This is a genomic window from Achromobacter sp. T5-5 (assembly GCF_055397965.1).
This window is the reverse complement of sequence record NZ_AP027919.1, coordinates 5,030,144-5,046,648: the sequence shown is the minus strand read 5'-3', so window position 1 is coordinate 5,046,648 and position 16,505 is coordinate 5,030,144. Positions and strand designations below refer to the sequence as shown.

Genomic DNA, 16,505 nt, shown 5'->3' with positions numbered 1-16,505 from the left:
CATGCCGATGGATGCGCTGGAAGTGGCAGCAATTGCGCGGGACCTGATCCTGGCCGACAGTCCGCACGGGCTCGCGCTTGCCTTTCTGTCCGCCGCGACGCGCCAGGCCGGCCTGCGCGCCGCCTGCGTGTACAGCCGCGACGCGGCGGGCGACAAGCTGCTTCCCCTGGCCTGTGCGCCATTCGCGCTTGAACGGCTTGCCGCGATCGACATGGAGGCCCTGGACGATCCGCTGGTCTACAGCCTGACGACGGGCCAGCCGTGTTTCGTCGAGCGCCTGTCCGGCATGGTGGGCGTGGGCGCCGGCTTCGAGCGGCTGGCCGAATGCCTGGGGCCACGCCATGCGCTGCTGACCTCGCCGCAGCGCGACAGCCGCCAGCAGGTGGCGTCCGTTCTCGCCGTGGCCGGCGACGCGCGCAACCTCGCCGCCTGGCGCGACGATCCGTTGTGGCAGATGCTCCTGCAGGTCTACGAAACCCTGTCCGCCCGCCTCTACGACCAGATGAGCGCATCGGAAAGCGCGCGCTACCAGCGCAGCCTGCGTCAGCCGCAGGAAGAGCGCCGCAGCTTGCGCGCGGCCCGGCTGCTGGCGGCTGAATTCATCGGGGCCAGCGCGGACGCAAAGCGCGTGCGGGAAGACATCCTGCGCTTTGCGGAATCCACGCTGGCGGTGCTGCTGACGGGGGAAACCGGCACCGGCAAGGACCATGCCGCCTGGCTCATCCATCAGGCGTCGCCGCGCGGCGGCAAGTTCGTGCCGGTGAACTGCGCCGCCATCCCGAAGGACCTGATCGAGGCGGAGCTCTTCGGCAATGTCCGCGGCGCCTACACGGGCGCGACGCAGGCGCGCGCGGGCCTGGTGGCCGAAGCGGACGGGGGCACGCTGTTCCTGGACGAGATCGGCGACATGCCGATGGCGCTGCAGGCCGCCTTGCTGCGCCTGCTCAACGAGAAAAAGTACCGGCCGCTTGGCGGCGCGCGCGAATTCCCATCGGATTTCCGCCTTATCTGCGCCACCCACCAGCCGCTGGCGCAACTGATCCAGGAAGGCCGCTTCCGCGAAGACCTGTACTTCCGAATCCGGCAGCAGACGCTGCACCTGCCCGCGCTGCGCGACCGTCCGGATGACATTGCGCCCCTGGCTGCGCACATCATCCTGCAGCACAACCGCGAGCGGCGCACCCGCGTCGGGGGCCTCGCGCCCGATGCGCTGTCGTACCTGGAAGGCCAGGCTTTCCCGGGGAACGTGCGTGAGCTGCGCAGCCTGCTGCTGGTTGCCGCGGAGCGGGCGGGCCCCGGCGTCTCGATCAGCCGCCAGATTCTGCGGCAACTGCAGGATGGCGGCGCCGAGCGCGGCGCGGCCAATGGCCTGGACCGCAACCTGCACGGCCTCTTTCAAACCGACAACCTGCCGCACGCCCTCGATACGTTCGAGCGGATGCTCGTTACGGCGCGCCTGCAGGCGCTGGAAGGCTCGCGCAGCCGCGCCGCGCAAAGCCTGGGCATACCGAAGCGCACGCTCGCGCGCCGATGCCAGGCGTGGAATCTGGACCGCGAGGACTCCCACTCATGAAATTTTCTAGCGCATTACTTGTTTCGCTGCTGGCTGCAGCCATCTGCCAGGCCGGCCCGGCGCCCGGCACCGCGAAAGACGATTGCCGCGCGATCGTGTCCGATCTGGAGCGGCTGGCGTGTTTCGACCGCGCCGCGGGCACGCCGCCGTCGCCCATTCCCGGCGACGCCGGACCCGCTGCCGCCCCATCGGCAAGGCCCGGCCCTCCGCCGCCCGCCCCGCAGATTGCCGATCTGGTCCGGCAGAACGAAGCGGGGCGCGCGGCCGGGGACTTTTCATTTCTGATCTCTCGCGTTGAAGACGCGCTGCCCGGGCAGACCCGGGTCCTGATCTCGGCGCCGGCGCTGGATGGCGCTGCCGAATCGGCGTTTCTCGCGATCAGCTGCATTGCGAACATCTCCCGGCTGCAATTGCTCCTGCCCCGGCCGTCCGACCGCAATCAGATTCGCATCCGGCTGTATATCGACGACCGGCCCCTGTCGTCCCCTCGGACCTGGCAGGCGATGGAGCCGGGCAATGTGATCGACGCCGGGCGCGGACTGGTGGCCGTCGATCTGTTGCGGCAGTTCTCCTCGGGCGGACGGCTGCGGCTGGAAAGCGACGATGCCGCCGTTCATGGACTGATGTTCGATGCGACCGGCCTGCACGGCCTGATCGCGCAACAGCGGGAGGCGTGTCATTGGTGATCGATTACCCACCCCTGGACCTGGAAAAGCTGGCTGCGCCGCTGGATGCGATCGACCCGGCGGGCTACTTCGATGAAGAAGACGAGACCTTCCAAGGCATCGACCACGAGATGGTCAAGCTGGGCGGTCTGCACGAGCCGCGCATGGATTGGGCCTATGTCGATGAGGCATCGCGCCAGTACCTGTCTTCGCAATGCAAGCATTTCCGCGTTGCCGGGCATCTGATCGCGGCGCGCCTGCGTGCAGGCTCCTGGCGCGGCTGGGCCGAGGCCGCGGGCGTGCTGGCCAGCATGGTGGAAGGATATTGGGAAACAGGCCACCCCAAGCCGGGCCCGACCGGCTACCTGGGCAAGCGCAAGTTCGTGGCATTGCAGGTCGAGCGCCTGGGCGCGGCATTGGCCGGCCTGGAGGCGCAGGACGATGCCCGCGAGCATCAGGAAGCGGCGCGCAAGGCGCTGGATGCGCTGCAGGCGCAAGCCCCCGTGGCGAAGCTGGAAGTCGCCATGCTGACGCGGCTGGAGGCGCAGTTCGCGCGCCGCGTGGAACAGCTTCGCTATCCCGAGCCCGCGCCGCCGCCGGCCACGCTGGACCGGCGGGGCGGGTCGGCGATCAGCGAAGCGTTTTTCAGCGCGCCCGACGAGGCCCTCAAGCTGGGAGACGAACGCGAAAGCCGGCGCTCGCTGCTGAGCGTGGCCGAATTCATCAACCAGCAGGACGCGTACGACCCCACGGGCTACCAGCTGCGGCGCTTTGCGCTGTGGGCCCATCTGCATGCGGCGCCGCCGGTGCGCAAGGAGATGCGCACCGAGTTGATGGCCGTGCCCGCGGACATTGTCGAAGGCTATCGCGAAGCCCTGTCGGCCAACATCGTCAATCCCGCGCTGCTCCAGCGGGTGGAGAAAAGCGTGGTGGCCTCGCCTTACTGGATCCGCGGCAGCTTTCTGGCGGCCAGCATCGCGCAGCGCCTCGAAATGAAGGAGGTCGCGGTGGCCATACGCCTGGCGACCGAACGCTTCGTGCGCCGCATCCCCATCCTGGTCGACCTGCAGTTCAACGACGGCCGCGCGTTCGTCGACAGCGAGACGCGGGGATGGCTGAGCGGCGCGGACGCGGATGGGCAAGGGCGGCAGGCGCCCCTGGAGTTCCGGGCCTTGCGCGAGGAGCTGGCGGCACAGCTGGAGAGCGAGGGCGTGGAGGTGGTGTTGCGCCGCCTGCAGGAGATGCAGGGCGACGACGCGACCCCGCGGTGGCGCGGGCATGCCCGCGTGATCGCGGCGGACATGCTTGCGGCGCGCGGGCTGACGTGGCTGGCAGAGGACCTGTATGCCGGCGTGGACCGGGTCATGCGGGACATGCCGGCCAGCCTGTGGGAACCCGAGCTGTTCGGCCTCCTGGGGCAGCACCTGGCGGGCCGGCAGGGCGCCGAAGATCAACGCTAGAGCGGAATTTTTAGAAGGAAACACGATGTCTAGGATCTGGGCTTATCTCAAGCGCTTTGGCTTGCCCGTGCTGCGCCAGTTCAAGAGCGCAATGCCGGTGCTGCTGCTGTTGGGCGTTCTGTTCCTGTTGATCGGCATTTGGTGGCTGGGCCCCGAGCTGAACTGGAACGCGAGCCGGCCGCTGGCCGACATGCCGGCGCGCCTGCTCGCGACGGTGGGGGTGCTGATGGCGCCGCTGCTCATGTGGCTGTTCGCGTTGCGTCGCCGCAATCGGCGGCTGGAGGCGGAGCGCGAACACGCGGCGCAGCGCAAGGAGGATCCGGCCCTGCGGTACGTGCAAGCGCAGGAACGCGCGCTCGATTCGAGCCTGGCGGCGCTGCGCGCGAACCTGAAGAGCCGCAACGCCCTGTACGAACTGCCGTGGTATCTGGTCCTGGGCCAGCAGAACTCGGGCAAGACCAGCTTCATCAACCGGTCGAGCCAGAGTTTTTCGCTGACCGGAGAGATCAAGGCGGGCAGCAGGCGCGTGTTCGTGGATCCGGACCTCGCCTACAGCATCGACTGGTGGATGGGCGACGAGGCCGTGCTGATCGATCCGCCCGGCGAGCTGATCAGCCAGACCGAGCCCGCCGCCGCCGAGCCTGCCGCGGCATCGGAGGACGCGCCGGCGGCGCCGCCCGCGCCCTCCGGAAAAGCCTTGCCCGCCGGCCTGCACGGGCGCCTGTGGGAAGGGCTGATCGACTGGCTGGGCCGCAATCGCAGCCGGCGGCCCCTCAATGGCGTGGTGCTGATGGTGGACCTGGTGACGCTGCTGAACCAGAAGGCCAGCGACCGCAAGGCGCTTGCCATTCTGCTGCGCACGCGCCTGAGCGAACTGAGCCGGCATTTGGGCACGCGCCCGCCGCTTTACGTGGTGCTCAGCAAGTTCGACCTGCTGGCTGGATTTGAGCCGTTCTTCGCGCGGCTGCCGCGCTCGGTGCGCGAAGAGATCTTCGGCTTCACGTTCACCCTGGATTCGGTGAAGAACTACGACGCCTGGCTGGCGGAGCTGGCCAGCCGCTACGACGGCTTCATCGCCCGGCTGAACGAGCGGGTGTTCGACGCCCTGAGCGACGCGAACGCGCTGGAAACGCGGGAGGCGCTGTTCTCGCTGGTGGGCCAGTTGGCCGGCATGCGTCTCGTGCTGCTGGGCTTTCTGGCCGACGTCCTGGGCAGCGACCGCTACATTACGCCGGCGCTGCCGCGCGGCGTGTACTTCTCCTCGGTCTATCAGCAGGGATTGCTCTGCAACGCCTTCATCAACGCCGCGTCGCAGTCGTATGGCCTGAGCGAGCCGCTGGCCGACACGCAGCCCGCCGGGCGGGCGGTGGTCTATTTCGCCCAGCGCGTGTTCCAGCGCATCATTTATCCCGAGGCCGGCCTGGCGGGCGACAACCTGAAGGTGCTGGCCGACAAGCGGCGCGTCCTGCGGGTGGGGTTCGCCGTGGCGGCGCTGGGCAGCCTGGTGCTGATCGGCGGCTGGTACCGCTACTACGGCATCAATCGCGACATGGCCACGCGCGTGCTCGAACGAAGCCGGGACTTCAGCGTCTTCCAGATCGACGGCCGTTCCGATCCGACGGGCCGCAATCTACTGGCGCCGCTGGACCAGATCAGCAGCGCGGTCGCGGTATTCGGGGACTACCGCGACGCCTGGCCGGTCGTGGCGGACCTGGGGCTGTACCAGGGCCGCAAGATCGGCCCGAAGGTGGACGAGGCCTATCTGCAGTTGCTGTCCCGGCGCTTCCTACCCGAACTGGCTGGCGGCGTGATGCAGGCCGTGAACGCGGCGCCCGCGGATAGCGACGAGCAACTGGCCGCGCTGCGCGTCTACCGGATGATCGAAGACATCGACAACCGCCGCGCGCCCATCGTGCAGGACTGGATGAGCCGCCAATGGCAGGCGGCGTTTCCGGGCGACGGCGCGGTGCAGGGCGGTCTGATGCGCCATCTTTCCTATGCCATGAAGTACGCGCGCGCCGACCTGCCCATGTACCGCGAGCGGGTGGAAGAGATCCAGCGGCGCCTGCGACAGGTGCCGATGCCGCAGCGCGTGTACATGAGCATGCGCGAGCAGGCCGGCAAGGCGCTGCAGGCGCCGCTGGACCTGCGCAACGAAGTCGGTCCGGCCTTCGACATCGTGTACGGGGGCGCAGGCCACGCCGAACGCGATACGCGCATCGATGCCTTGCTCACGGCGCGGGGCTATCGGACCTACTTCGAGCCGCGCAGCCAGGATTTTACCGATCTGGCCCTGATCGACCAATGGACGCTGGGCGAGCGCGACCGCATCGATTATTCCGAGGCCGACAAGCAGGCGCTGGCGGTCCGGGTGCGCGCCATCTACAACCGCGACTACGTCGACACCTGGCAGCGCAGCCTGAACCGGCTGGAGGTTGCCGACTTCGACGATATTGCGCAGGCGGTCAGCGTGCTGGGCAGCGTCACCAGTCCGGCCGCGCCATTGCGCCGGCTGGTGGAGACGGTGCGCGACAACACCAGCCTGCAGCCCCTGGACGTGCGCGTTGCGTCGGCCAAGGGGGATGGCCCCGCGCCGACGCCCGCGGGCGTCGCGCAGGCCCAGCAGGTGGCCGCCATCGCGCGTCCTTTTGCGCCGTTGACCGATGTGCTGGTTGCCACGGAGAACAAGCCTTCGTATCTGGACGAAAGCATGGCGGCCGTCGCCCGCGTTCATGACGTGGTCAAGAGCGTGCAGGACAGTCCCGATCCGGGCAAGGCCGCGTTGAGCGTGGTGCTCGACCGCTTTGCGCTGAAAGGCACGGACCCGATCGGGAACCTGCAGCGCATCGCCGCCGGCATGCCCGAACCGCTCAACCGGCAGGTGAAGAAGCTGGCCGACGAGTCGTCGCAGGTCCTCGTGATCGAGGCGCTGAAAGAGCTGGAGCGCCGCTGGAACACCGAGGTCTACCGTTACTACGACGAACGGCTCGCCAACCGCTATCCGTTCAACCCCGCCAGCCGAGTCGATGCCTCGCTGGAAGACTTCACGGTCATGTTCGGTCCGCAGGGGCGGTTGGCGCAGTTCAAGGACCAATATCTGAAGCTGTTCCTTGAAGACAATCTGGAGGCGCTGTATTCCGAGCGTCGCGGCGGGTATCTGGTGCGCATGGATGTGCTGAAGCAACTGGAGGCCGCCGACCGCATCCGCGACGCGTTCTTCAACAGCCGCGGCGCGCTGGGCGTGCAGTTCAGCGTCGAGCCCCTGGGACTGGCGCCAACGCGGCGCAGCAGCGTGCTGAGCGTGGAAGGCCAGTTGATCTCCTACAGCCACGGCGCGGCCAACAGCGTCGGGCTGATCTGGCCCAACAGCCTGGGTGCCAACACCGAAAGCCGCATCACCCTGGTGGGCGGCGGCACGAGCAGCAGCCTGGTGTACCGGGGGGCCTGGTCCATGTTCCGCCTGCTCAGCCAGGCCCGCCTGGACAGCGCCACGGCCACCAGCGTGGACCTGAGTTTCGCGGCCAGCGATGGCGCGATGCGCTACCGGGTGTTGGCGGAGAAGGCCAACAATCCCTTCACGCAGCCGTTGTTCGATGGCTTCGCGCTGCCGCGCACGCTGCTGGCGGAATGGCCGGGCAAGGCGAAGGCGGACGCAAAGGTGGCGGCGGGCAAGGGCGCGCCGCGGCGCTGACGGTCGGGTTCACGGCATCGGCGTGGCCATCAGCTTGTCAGCCGGGAACGGGACCAGAAACTCGCGGCTCTGTTGCGCCGTGGCCGTCATCCAGTCGCTCCAGGCGCCCTCGGGCAGGATGACGACCATGCGCTTTTCCTTGCCCGCCTGGTGGTACTGGCTGAACAGCGGATCGTTGTCCGCGTTGATGGTCAGCATGGTGTAGCTCTCGCGCCATTGTCCGGCGGCATCGCGGTACCGGTCCCACAGGCCCGCGATGCCCAGCGGCTCGCCGTTGGTGCGGGTGAAGCGGGTGGGGACGGCCTTGCCGGACCGCCAGTCCGGTTCGAAGATCGCATCGGCCGGAATGACGCAATGCTGCGCGCGGCGCCAGGCGTTGCCGAAGGTGTACGAGGCGGCGGCCGTTTCGGCGCGGGCGTTGAAGGTGGACAGCTTGCCGGCGCGGTCCAGGCCGTCCGGCCGGGTCATGGCGCTGATCAGGCCCCAGCGGCCGGCGACGGCTTCGCGCTCGGGCACGGCGTCGTCGCCGGCGTCGTGTTCGGGCGGGCGGCGCAGGAACACGCCTTCGTATCTGGGCCACATGTCGTACTTGCCGATGGCGGCGGGCCTGCGGCGCGCGCCGAATTTCTTCAGCAGCAGCTCGGCATCCTTAAGCGTCTGATAGTGCGAACACATGCACGGCTCCCGGACGGCGGGAGGCGAGGGGCGCCTCCTGGACGTCCAAGCTTGCCGCGGCGGCGCGCGGTTTGTCTAGCTGGGCGAGGGGCGGGGAGGGAGACCGGAATAAAGCGTCGCGCTTCGCAGGCCCTGCCAGAATTCGGCAAGGGGGCGCGAAAGGCAGTACAACCATAGAGAACGGCAGACCGTATCGGATTGTGCGGTGTAGCCCCATGGGCTACAATTTGCCGATGATTAAGAGCTTCCGGCATAAGGGTCTTGAGGCGTTCTATCTGACGGGCAGCAAGGCGGGTATCCAGGCCCACCACGCCAACAAGCTGACGATCTTGCTTACCGCATTGACCCATGCAAAGGGGCCGCAGGATATGGCCGCGCCGAATTGGAAGCTTCACCCCTTGAGCGGCGGCTTGGCCGGACATTGGTCGGTGTGGGTCAACGGCAATTGGCGCTTGACCTTCACTTTCATTGGGCAGGACGCCGAACTGGTCGATTACCAGGACTATCACTAAGGAGCCATCGATGAAGATGCACAATCCGGCGCACCCCGGCGAGGTGCTGCGCGACTGGATCCCCGACGATGTGACCGTAACGGAGGCGGCGCAGGCGCTTGAGGTCAATCGCGTCACGCTGTCCAACCTGCTGAACGGAAAAGCGAACGTGACGGCCAATATGGCGCTGCGCCTTTCCGCTTGGTTGGGCACGACGCCTGATTTCTGGATGGGAATGCAGGCGCATTGGGACTTGTGGCAGGCAGAGCAGCAGCCGCGCCCAAAGATCGCTCCACTTTCGAAAAGAGCGGCCTGAGCTTCGTCCGATCTGGTGGGGGCGCTCATGCCCCGCCCCCATGCAGCGAATACAGGGCCACGCCGTCATGCCGGTAACCCTCATCGTCCCAAATGCTCACGCGTTCGGTGCTGATGTGGTGGCCCTGCCGGCGCAGTTCAAGAATACGCGTGTTGGCTTGATAGCAGCCCAGCTTGCGCAGCTCGTACGAGGTATGGGGGCGTAGCGCCAACGCAGCCAGGATACGCGCGCGCTGCGAGGCGCCAGACGTGGATCGGTCGTTACGCATGGCGGCCGCTCCCAAACAAGGTCACGCTGAATCGGTCCAAGGCGTCCTTGGCTTGTACATACCCTTCATGGTGGTCTGCCGCGCCGCGCATCGCCGTGCTGGCCACATACTGCGCCGCGACGAGCAGCGAGCGGCGGGGCGCGTCCAAGCGTCCCCGTTCACCCGCGCCGATGCCCGCCGCCTTGTTGACCAGCTTATTCACGTTCATATGAATGAACCGTTCGTTCGGGGACTGCGCGGCCAGCGCATGAATCTCGTTGTGCAGCGCGTGGTAGGTGGGCAGGTACTCGGCTCGGGTCAGGTCTTGCGCCTGGCGGGCCTCGCGAAACGCTTTCACCAATCGAACCTTGAGCGCGCGAACCGCCACCATGTTTCGGCTGTAGGTCAGCAGCAAATACGCCTGATCTTCGTTCAGCATGGCGTACTTCTCGGGACGCCCGCCGGCCGATCCTGCAGCGGGCTTCCCGGTTTGAAACCGGAGTATTCCCAGCTCGCGGAAGTCGCCGGCATAGCCGGTCAGCAGTTCGCGCACATGCTGATGAGTGTTGCCCAGGTACTGCGCCAGGATCCGGCTATCGATGCGCGGCTCGCCCTTGACGGGGTGAAGCGTCAACGCGGTATCATTCGCCGCGGTGGTCTGGGTCGCGTCCTGTACAGGGGCGCGGCCCTTTTGCTTGGTGGTGGTCTGCACGGCTCATCCCTCCGCTTTGGGGGCGTGGGCAGCCTGCCATGCGGCCGGATCGGCCAGGAAGGTGCGGACCTGGGAAACCGGCCAGGCCGTGACCCGTGGCGACATTTTCACGGGTTTGGGGAATCGGCCCTGCGCTGTCCAAGCCCACAGGGTGGAAACCGCGATACCCAGCACGCCGGCCACGACGGGGGCGCGGGCATATCCGACTGCGGGCAATGCGGCGGTGTAGATTTCGGTGGTGTGTACCGGCTTGCTAGGCGGTGCGGTACGGACCGGCTTGGTCGTTGCGGCTTGCATGTTTGATGCGCTCCTGTGAGGTGTCACGGGAGGCAGTTTGGACAATCCGCAATGACGATGCGAAAGGGTTAAATCGGCGATTTCTCCCTATCGTTCGTTCAAGACGATGCGCCTAACCAGGCAGTGCCATGCGGGCACCTGCTCCAGGGTGGTTACTCGATCACCCCATATTTCGGCAATCGTGGACTCATCCTTGAAAATGGCATTAGCTATCAACGCGGGGCCGCTCTCCATGTCTCCGGTGAGCTCGGCGGGGTAATAGCCCGCACAGCGCAACGCGGCGAGCCCAATGCAGCATATGGAGTTTCTGTGTATGAGGCGATTGCCTGGCCGCCCCGGGCGAATGGGGCGCTTTACCTCACCTCGCAGAACTTGGGCTACCAAGCGATTCAGGATGGGGGGCGGGCTGCCTCCATCCTCGATAGCATCCGCAGCTATTCGCATGACATGATCAAAAACTATGGGGTCTTGATTTGCCGCCTCCGCTGCATCGACCATCTTGCCCCCTACTAACAGCTTGATCTCGGCCACCCCTTTGGCTGCATCCCATTGGTAAACCGTCTTCCCTCCATAAGACCCTGGGTCCGCCCGAATGGCGCGCTTTACCCAGCTCAATACCTGCTCGGTGATTTGGCTGCGGAGGTCCGGGTGCCTTGCCAGCAGTTCGCGGGCATTTATGACGATGGATCGTGTGGCTTCGGCTGATAAATCATCGCACTCGGCGATGAGGCGCCTTAACAGTTCGTCGCTGTTGAAAGACATATGCGCGCCGTCCTATGCGCCGCCCAAGGAATAAGGGCCAGCGCCGGGCCGGTGGACGTTCCGGCTATTCGGGGATCAGCCTAGGCGCTGGCGTAGACGTACCAAGACGATGATAGATTGCATTGGACAACGCCGGGGGCGCGGATGCGTCCTGCAATTGAGGGCGGACAAGGGCCGCAAACGTTAGCCTGGATTAGCACGCAAGGCGCCCTGACCGGCGGGCGGCACCGATTTTTCCGGAACTATAAAAGGGGTGCCGCGGCTGGAAGATGCCCGCCATTTTTGTTGCCCCTGGCCTAAGTCGCCGGCCGGGTCATCGGGATCACGTTCCCGCCGATGCGCAGCACGTCCAGATAGTCTGCCCCGGCCTGCATCATGGCGCGGCGTTCCTTGATGAATTTGGTGCGGTTGTAGGCCGCGCGGGATGGCGGTGTGCGCGACCTACCGACAGAAATACCGGCGCGAGGCGGTATATGACGGTAGACGAACATAGATTACCCCAGACAACAAAAAACCCGCACAGCCTTGACTGGTGCGGGTTTGAAGTACTGTGCTAGATCAATCTAGACGGTAATTTGGTGCCCGAGACCGGAATCGAACCGGTACGGCCGCGAGGCCGAGGGATTTTCTTACCACTTCGGCTTTCGCCGCCAGCAAGGGCTTGCTGTTCGTGGTCTGGAGCACGCCTTCACCATAGCCTGTCGGCCTTAGGTGCCCGCCGTCTGCTCTCTACACCTTCCCCGGTTGCGGAACCGGGGCTTGGCTCGGCGTTAGCGCGGAACGGGTCCAGGGCCTTCGCCGAGTTTGACGGGCTTCACCTTTGGAGTTTCCTCCGAAGGGCTCAAATTAGTTCAAGTCCCTTGTGTCTACCAATTTCACCACTCGGGCGTTGCGCGGCCCGTGGCGGGTCGGCAGCGGGCGAGACTATACCATCTTGCCCGCAGGGATTTTGACGGGCAACGCCAAAGCGAGGGTAATCACGAAATGAATCGCACGGGCGGGCGGGGGCGTTCGTCCACGGTCAGCGAGAAGATGTCGGGGCGGGAATAGTGGCCCACCACGTCGAAATCGTAGCGGGCGCGCACAAGGTCCGCCGTGTCGATCCGGGCGGTCAAGAGGCCCGTGCCGCCACGCAGCGGGCCGGCCAGCACGTCGCCCAGCGGCCCGACGATGACCGAGCCGCCGTTGATCAGCGGACGGCCGGCGTCCCAGCCGGGCACGTCCACGCCCAGGTCGGCGGGCGAGGGCTGCACCTGGCAGGCGCTGACGACGAAGCAGCGGCCTTCGTGGGCGATGTGGCGCATCGAGCATTGCCAGATGTCGCGTTCGTCGACCGTGGGCGCGCACCAGATCTCGACGCCCTTGGCGTACATGGCGGTGCGCAGCAGCGGCATGTGGTTCTCCCAGCAGATGGCGCCGCCGATCCGCCCCGCCGCGGCGTCGATGACGGGCAGGGTCGAGCCGTCGCCCTGGCCCCAGATCAGGCGTTCGGTGCCGGTCGGCATGAGCTTGCGATGCCGGGCGGCCAGGCCGATGCCGGGTTCGAAGAACAGGGCGGTGCAGTAGAGTGTGTTGCCGCCGCGCTCGATCACGCCCACCACCAGGCTGGCGCCCGTGCGCTGGGACAGGCCGGCGAGCGCCTCGGTCTCGGGGCCGGGCACGTCGATCGCGTTGTCGTAGTAGCGCGCAAACGCCTCGCGTCCTTCGGGGAGCCGGTAGCCCAGACGGGTGCCGAAGATCTCGCCCTTGGGGTAGCCGCCCAGCAGCGCCTCCGGCATGACCACCAGCGAGGCGCCCGAGGCGGCGATGTCGGATTCGAACGCAAGGATCTGTTCCAGGGTGCGGGCCTTGCCCTCGGGGGTGGAGCCGATCTGCAGGGCGGCGACGGTGGTGGCGGTCATGGCGATTCCTAGGCGGAAGTGGGCGGGAGCAGGTAGTGTCTGGCCCGTCCTAAAATCAATCAATCCCGCCTAAAGATAAATGATATGAACCAGATCGATATCGAGTCGGCCGACCTGAACCTGCTCAAGGTCTTCGAGGCCATCTATGACGAGGGGGGCGCGGGCCGGGCCGCCCTGCGGCTGGGCGTGACGCAATCGGCCGTGAGTGCGGCGCTGGGGCGGTTGCGCGCGCTGTATGGGGACGCGCTGTTCACGCGCACGGGGCGGGGCCTGACGCCCAGCCTGCGCGCCCGCGAATTGCGGCCGATCATCGGCGAGGCGCTGGACAAGTTCCGGCAGAGCCTGTCGCTGGTGCGACCCGGCGCGCAAGGCTATGAGGGGCGGTCGGTGACGCTGGGCCTGTCGGACGATTTCGAGATCGCGCTGGGGCGCGAGGTGATCCACGCGTTGGCGGACAGCGCGCCCGGCCTGCGCATCATTTTCCGCCAGACGCACAGCAGGCTGGCGGCCGAGATGCTGATGGCGCGCGAAGTGGATCTGGTGATCGCATCGGGCGGCCTGACTGCGCCGGCGCTGCAGCACGTGACCGTGGGGCAGGGCGGCTATGCCTGCCTGCTGGATCCGGCCACGCTGGCTCCGGGCCAGTCGAGCCTGACGGTCGAGGAGTTCACGCGCCGCCAGCATGTGCTGGTGTCTTCGGGCGGCTTTATCGGGGTGGTGGACGAAGTGCTGCACGGCCTGGGCCTGACGCGCCGGGTGCAGGCGTCGACCACGCATTTCTCCGCGCTGGCCTTCCTGCTGCGCGGCGGCGAGTCGCTGGCGACGCTGCCGACGCATGCGGCGCGCGGCCTGGCCGAGGCGTCGGGCCTGCGGCTGCTGCCGTGCCCGGTCGCGATGCCCGGGTATGCGATCGAAATGGGCTGGCGCGGCGACGCCCTGCGCGATCCGGCGGTGGCGGCCGTCAGGCGTACCCTGCTGGGCCTGCTGAACAGTTTTGACTGGGCGGCCACTCAGGAATAGGGCGCCGCGATTTGCGCGCTGCGCCTATTTGCGGCCGAACAGGCGGCCCAGGAGTCCGCGCGGAGCGGCCGCGGCGGCTTCGGCAGCCAGCGCATGCTTGAGGGACAGCTCCTGGAAGTGGGGCTTGCCGTTCTGCTGGTAAGAGGCCGATGCCTGACGGAAGGCCATGGCCGACTCGGCATGGCGCTTCATGTGGCCGTAGGTTTCGCCGCGCGAGAACAGGGCCCAGCTGCGGAAACCCGGATCCAGCGCGATGAGTCGGTCGCAGGCGGAGAGCGCCTCATCGTACCGGGCCGCGGCGACAAGCGCGTTGATGCGGTCGGCATGCAGCGCCCCGTTATCCGGCCAGCGCTCCATGGCCCGGTCGGCATCGGCGACGGCTTCGGCCGCGCGGCCCAGGCCGGTCAGCGCCTCGATGCGGGCGCGGCGCCATTTCAGCCAGTCCGGATCCAGAGAGATCGCGACTTCCGACAAGGGCAGGGCTTCATCGTAGCGTTCCAGCCGGTTCAGCATGTCGGCGGCGTTGCCGGGCAGGAAGTCGTTGCCGGGTGCAAGCGCATAGCCGCATTGGTAGTAGGCCAGCGCCTCTTCCCAGCAGCGCTGGTCGCGCTGGGCATTGCCGGCCACGAACAGCAGTTCGGAGTCGCCGCTGGTGAGCGGGTCCAGTCCCTGCAGCACCTCCTCAGCCAGTTCGGGATTGCCGCTGCGCACATATTCCCGGGCCTGTTCGCGGCGGCCGTCCCAGCCGCTGTCCGACAGCGCGTCCAGATGCCGCCACAGCGGCGCCGCCTCGTCAGCCCGCCCCAGCCGATGCAGCGAACGCGCCTTGCCTTCCAACGGCCAGTCCCAGTCGGGTTCGCGGCGCAGCAGGCTGGTCCATTCTTCGACCGCGTCTTCGTGGCGTTCCAGCGCCTGCAGGCAGGAAGCCCGATTGTGCTGGATGGCGTTTTGTTCGCCCAGGATGGCGCGGGCGCGGTCGAACATCGCGATGGCGTTGTCCAGGTCGCCCAGGCGGCGGTAGTTGTTTCCGGCGTCGTACAGGAAGTTGCCGTTGTTGGGCGCCAGCGCCACGGCGCGCTGATGGTAGGGCAGGGCCTCCCGGTAGCGGCCGGCGTTATGCAGGTTCGATCCGATATAGCAGTGCGGCGCCGCGGCAGAGGGCCGCACTTGCGAGGCGGCGGTCCAACTGGCGATGGCGTCGTCGAGCCGGCGGTCGTTGATCAGCAGGTAGCCTTCAGCCATCAGCAGCCCGAAGTGCGACGGCGCGCGTTGCCGGGCGTCGCGCAGGATGCGCCAGGCTTGCTCGCGCTCTCCCGCGTCGTAGAGCGCGGTGGCGCGCACGCGGATGGCATCGCTGCATTGCGGGTCCAGCGCCAGCGCGCGGTTCAGGTCCGCATCCCGTTGCGCGTGCGCGCGGCGCTTGTCGTGATAACGGGCGCGCAACGCCCACATGACCGCCGAAGCGGGCTGTTCGCGCAGCCCCTGTTCGCAGAGGGCCAGCATCTGCGCGTCGTCGTGGCCGTCATCGGCACGGTGTATGGAGTCGATCAGGCTGGACATGCGGTTCCGTATTCAGGGGGTCGGGTCAACGCGCCAGGGCGCCGGCTTCGTGACGGCAGCTGTAGGGGCGGTCTGCGCGGGGGATGTCGTCGCTGCCGCACTGCCAGCGCCGTATGCCGCCGCCCTTTTTTTCGGAGCGCAGTTCGGGCAGGTAGACCAGGTGCTTGCCGCCCAGCGTGGGCGCGTCCGCCGTGCCGGGCTCACCGGCGATGGTGAAGCGCAGCACGCCGTTGACCGGGTTCATGTCCAGCTTGCTGAAGCCGCTGGCTTGCAGCGAAGCCTGCGTCACGCCGAGGGCGGCCATGTCGGGCGCGAACGTCCGCGTGCGCTGGTAGTGGCTTTCCGCCAGCCTGCGAACGGGATCCGACACCCGATCCAGATGGATGACCTCGGATCGCAGGGGATTGTCGCCCTCGTCCTTGTCCAGTCCGACCACGCCGATGACCACGCCGGCCAGGACCAGGGCCGCGACGCCGAACACAATGAACAGGAATTTGCCGGCGCCCGTGACGGTGCGGGCCTGGGCCAGCGCGGGCAGCACGGCGCGGGGATCGGCCTGGCTGGATATCACATGCGTGCCCGCCAAGGCGTTGTGCATGGCGCGTTCGCCAAAAATGGTCTGCTGCAGGTGGTGGAAGATGCCCGGCAGCGCCACGTTCAGCGTGAATTTCAGGTTATGCCGCCAGATCGCGCGCAACAGCCCGGGAGCGCTGCCCTTGCGGGTGACGACCCGCAGCTTCAGGAGCCGCTTGCCGGGCGAACCATTGCCCCAGGCGTCCATGAAGGCGGGCAGCAGCCATCCCAGCAGCCCCGCTGCCGCCATCAGCACCAACGGCCGGTTTTCGCCCGTCAGGCCTTGATAGGTATATGAGGCCGCCAGGCACAGGACGGCGATCGTCGCCAGCATGAAAAGGGCGTCGATCGCCGTGGCGCCAAGCCGCGGCCAGATGCCGGGAAACACCGGGGCATTGCCGGTCCGGGCGCGCTGGGCCGGCGGCGTGGCGGATTTGACCGGCAGGGGGCTATTGCAGCTGAAGCACACCGTGTGGGCGGCCGGATTCTGCCAATTGCAGCGGGGGCATTGCATGGAGCGTGTGGCGCGGATATCGGGGCCGGGGCGGCGGGACTGCGGATG

At 67.3% G+C, this 16,505-nt stretch carries 16 protein-coding genes; 7 read left to right on the top strand and 9 right to left on the bottom strand.

Translation table 11 applies throughout. The features are described 5' to 3' along the window. The first annotated feature begins 1 nt into the window (after nt 1). The 4 genes from ACZ50Q_RS22895 to tssM are packed head-to-tail and all read left to right on the top strand — an operon-like array spanning nt 2 to nt 7,389. Complete coding sequence (locus tag ACZ50Q_RS22895) at nt 2–1,573, top strand: sigma 54-interacting transcriptional regulator (protein WP_464079642.1); 1,572 nt, start codon at nt 2–4, stop codon at nt 1,571–1,573. Next, complete coding sequence (vasI, locus tag ACZ50Q_RS22890) at nt 1,570–2,259, top strand: type VI secretion system-associated protein VasI (protein ID WP_464079641.1); 690 nt, start codon at nt 1,570–1,572, stop codon at nt 2,257–2,259. Before ACZ50Q_RS22895 ends, vasI begins: the two co-directional genes overlap by 4 nt. After that, nucleotides 2,256–3,698, top strand: a complete 1,443-nt coding sequence (tssA, locus tag ACZ50Q_RS22885) for a type VI secretion system protein TssA (protein ID WP_464079640.1) — start codon at nt 2,256–2,258, stop codon at nt 3,696–3,698. Before vasI ends, tssA begins: the two co-directional genes overlap by 4 nt. A 25-nt stretch (nt 3,699–3,723) precedes the next feature. Next, nucleotides 3,724–7,389, top strand: a complete 3,666-nt coding sequence (gene tssM / locus ACZ50Q_RS22880) for a type VI secretion system membrane subunit TssM (RefSeq protein WP_464079639.1) — start codon at nt 3,724–3,726, stop codon at nt 7,387–7,389. 9 nt (nt 7,390–7,398) lie between these two features. Here the strand turns inward: tssM and ACZ50Q_RS22875 are convergent, their stop codons facing one another. Further along, entirely contained in the window at nt 7,399–8,064 is a 666-nt protein-coding gene (locus ACZ50Q_RS22875) for an SOS response-associated peptidase (protein WP_464079638.1), read from the bottom strand. 233 nt (nt 8,065–8,297) lie between these two features. Here ACZ50Q_RS22875 and ACZ50Q_RS22870 point away from each other — a divergent pair, with 233 nt between their 5' ends. After that, nucleotides 8,298–8,576, top strand: a complete 279-nt coding sequence (locus tag ACZ50Q_RS22870; protein WP_076519169.1) for a type II toxin-antitoxin system RelE/ParE family toxin — start codon at nt 8,298–8,300, stop codon at nt 8,574–8,576. Nucleotides 8,577–8,586: 10 nt separating this feature from the next. Next, nucleotides 8,587–8,871, top strand: coding sequence for a HigA family addiction module antitoxin (locus ACZ50Q_RS22865; RefSeq protein WP_076519170.1), 285 nt, complete (start codon nt 8,587–8,589; stop codon nt 8,869–8,871). 25 nt (nt 8,872–8,896) lie between these two features. Here the strand turns inward: ACZ50Q_RS22865 and ACZ50Q_RS22860 are convergent, their stop codons facing one another. From ACZ50Q_RS22860 to ACZ50Q_RS22835, 6 genes are all read right to left on the bottom strand, one after another. Then, complete coding sequence (locus tag ACZ50Q_RS22860) at nt 8,897–9,139, bottom strand: helix-turn-helix domain-containing protein (RefSeq protein ID WP_464079637.1); 243 nt, start codon at nt 9,137–9,139, stop codon at nt 8,897–8,899. Further along, nucleotides 9,132–9,830 (bottom strand): Rha family transcriptional regulator, encoded by a 699-nt coding sequence (locus ACZ50Q_RS22855; protein WP_464079636.1) that lies wholly within the window; start codon nt 9,828–9,830, stop codon nt 9,132–9,134. Before ACZ50Q_RS22855 ends, ACZ50Q_RS22860 begins: the two co-directional genes overlap by 8 nt. 3 nt (nt 9,831–9,833) lie before the next feature. Further along, on the bottom strand, nt 9,834–10,127 hold the full coding sequence (locus ACZ50Q_RS22850) for a helix-turn-helix transcriptional regulator (RefSeq protein ID WP_464079635.1): 294 nt from the start codon (nt 10,125–10,127) through the stop codon (nt 9,834–9,836). An 87-nt stretch (nt 10,128–10,214) separates the two neighbouring features. Continuing rightward, nucleotides 10,215–10,889, bottom strand: a complete 675-nt coding sequence (locus ACZ50Q_RS22845; RefSeq protein WP_464079634.1) for a hypothetical protein — start codon at nt 10,887–10,889, stop codon at nt 10,215–10,217. 296 nt (nt 10,890–11,185) lie between these two features. Beyond that, nucleotides 11,186–11,380, bottom strand: a complete 195-nt coding sequence (locus ACZ50Q_RS22840; protein ID WP_464082052.1) for a hypothetical protein — start codon at nt 11,378–11,380, stop codon at nt 11,186–11,188. A gap of 486 nt (nt 11,381–11,866) precedes the next feature. After that, the gene (locus ACZ50Q_RS22835; RefSeq protein ID WP_464079633.1) at nt 11,867–12,790 is read right to left on the bottom strand and encodes a carbon-nitrogen hydrolase family protein; all 924 of its coding nucleotides are present in this window, start codon (nt 12,788–12,790) and stop codon (nt 11,867–11,869) included. A gap of 84 nt (nt 12,791–12,874) precedes the next feature. On the opposite strand from ACZ50Q_RS22835, the gene ACZ50Q_RS22830 reads away from it, so the two are divergent. Further along, nucleotides 12,875–13,810 carry a LysR family transcriptional regulator gene (locus ACZ50Q_RS22830; protein WP_464079632.1) on the top strand — a complete coding sequence of 312 codons (936 nt, stop codon included), beginning with the start codon at nt 12,875–12,877 and terminating at the stop codon, nt 13,808–13,810. A gap of 24 nt (nt 13,811–13,834) precedes the next feature. Here ACZ50Q_RS22830 and ACZ50Q_RS22825 read toward each other — a convergent pair whose 3' ends face one another. Both ACZ50Q_RS22825 and ACZ50Q_RS22820 read right to left on the bottom strand, forming a co-directional pair. Further along, on the bottom strand, nt 13,835–15,370 hold the full coding sequence (locus ACZ50Q_RS22825; RefSeq protein ID WP_464079631.1) for a tetratricopeptide repeat protein: 1,536 nt from the start codon (nt 15,368–15,370) through the stop codon (nt 13,835–13,837). 25 nt (nt 15,371–15,395) lie between these two features. Next, a complete protein-coding gene (locus tag ACZ50Q_RS22820; protein ID WP_464079630.1) occupies nt 15,396–16,457 on the bottom strand; it encodes an RDD family protein in 1,062 nt (353 codons plus the stop codon). Nucleotides 16,458–16,505 lie beyond the last annotated feature (48 nt).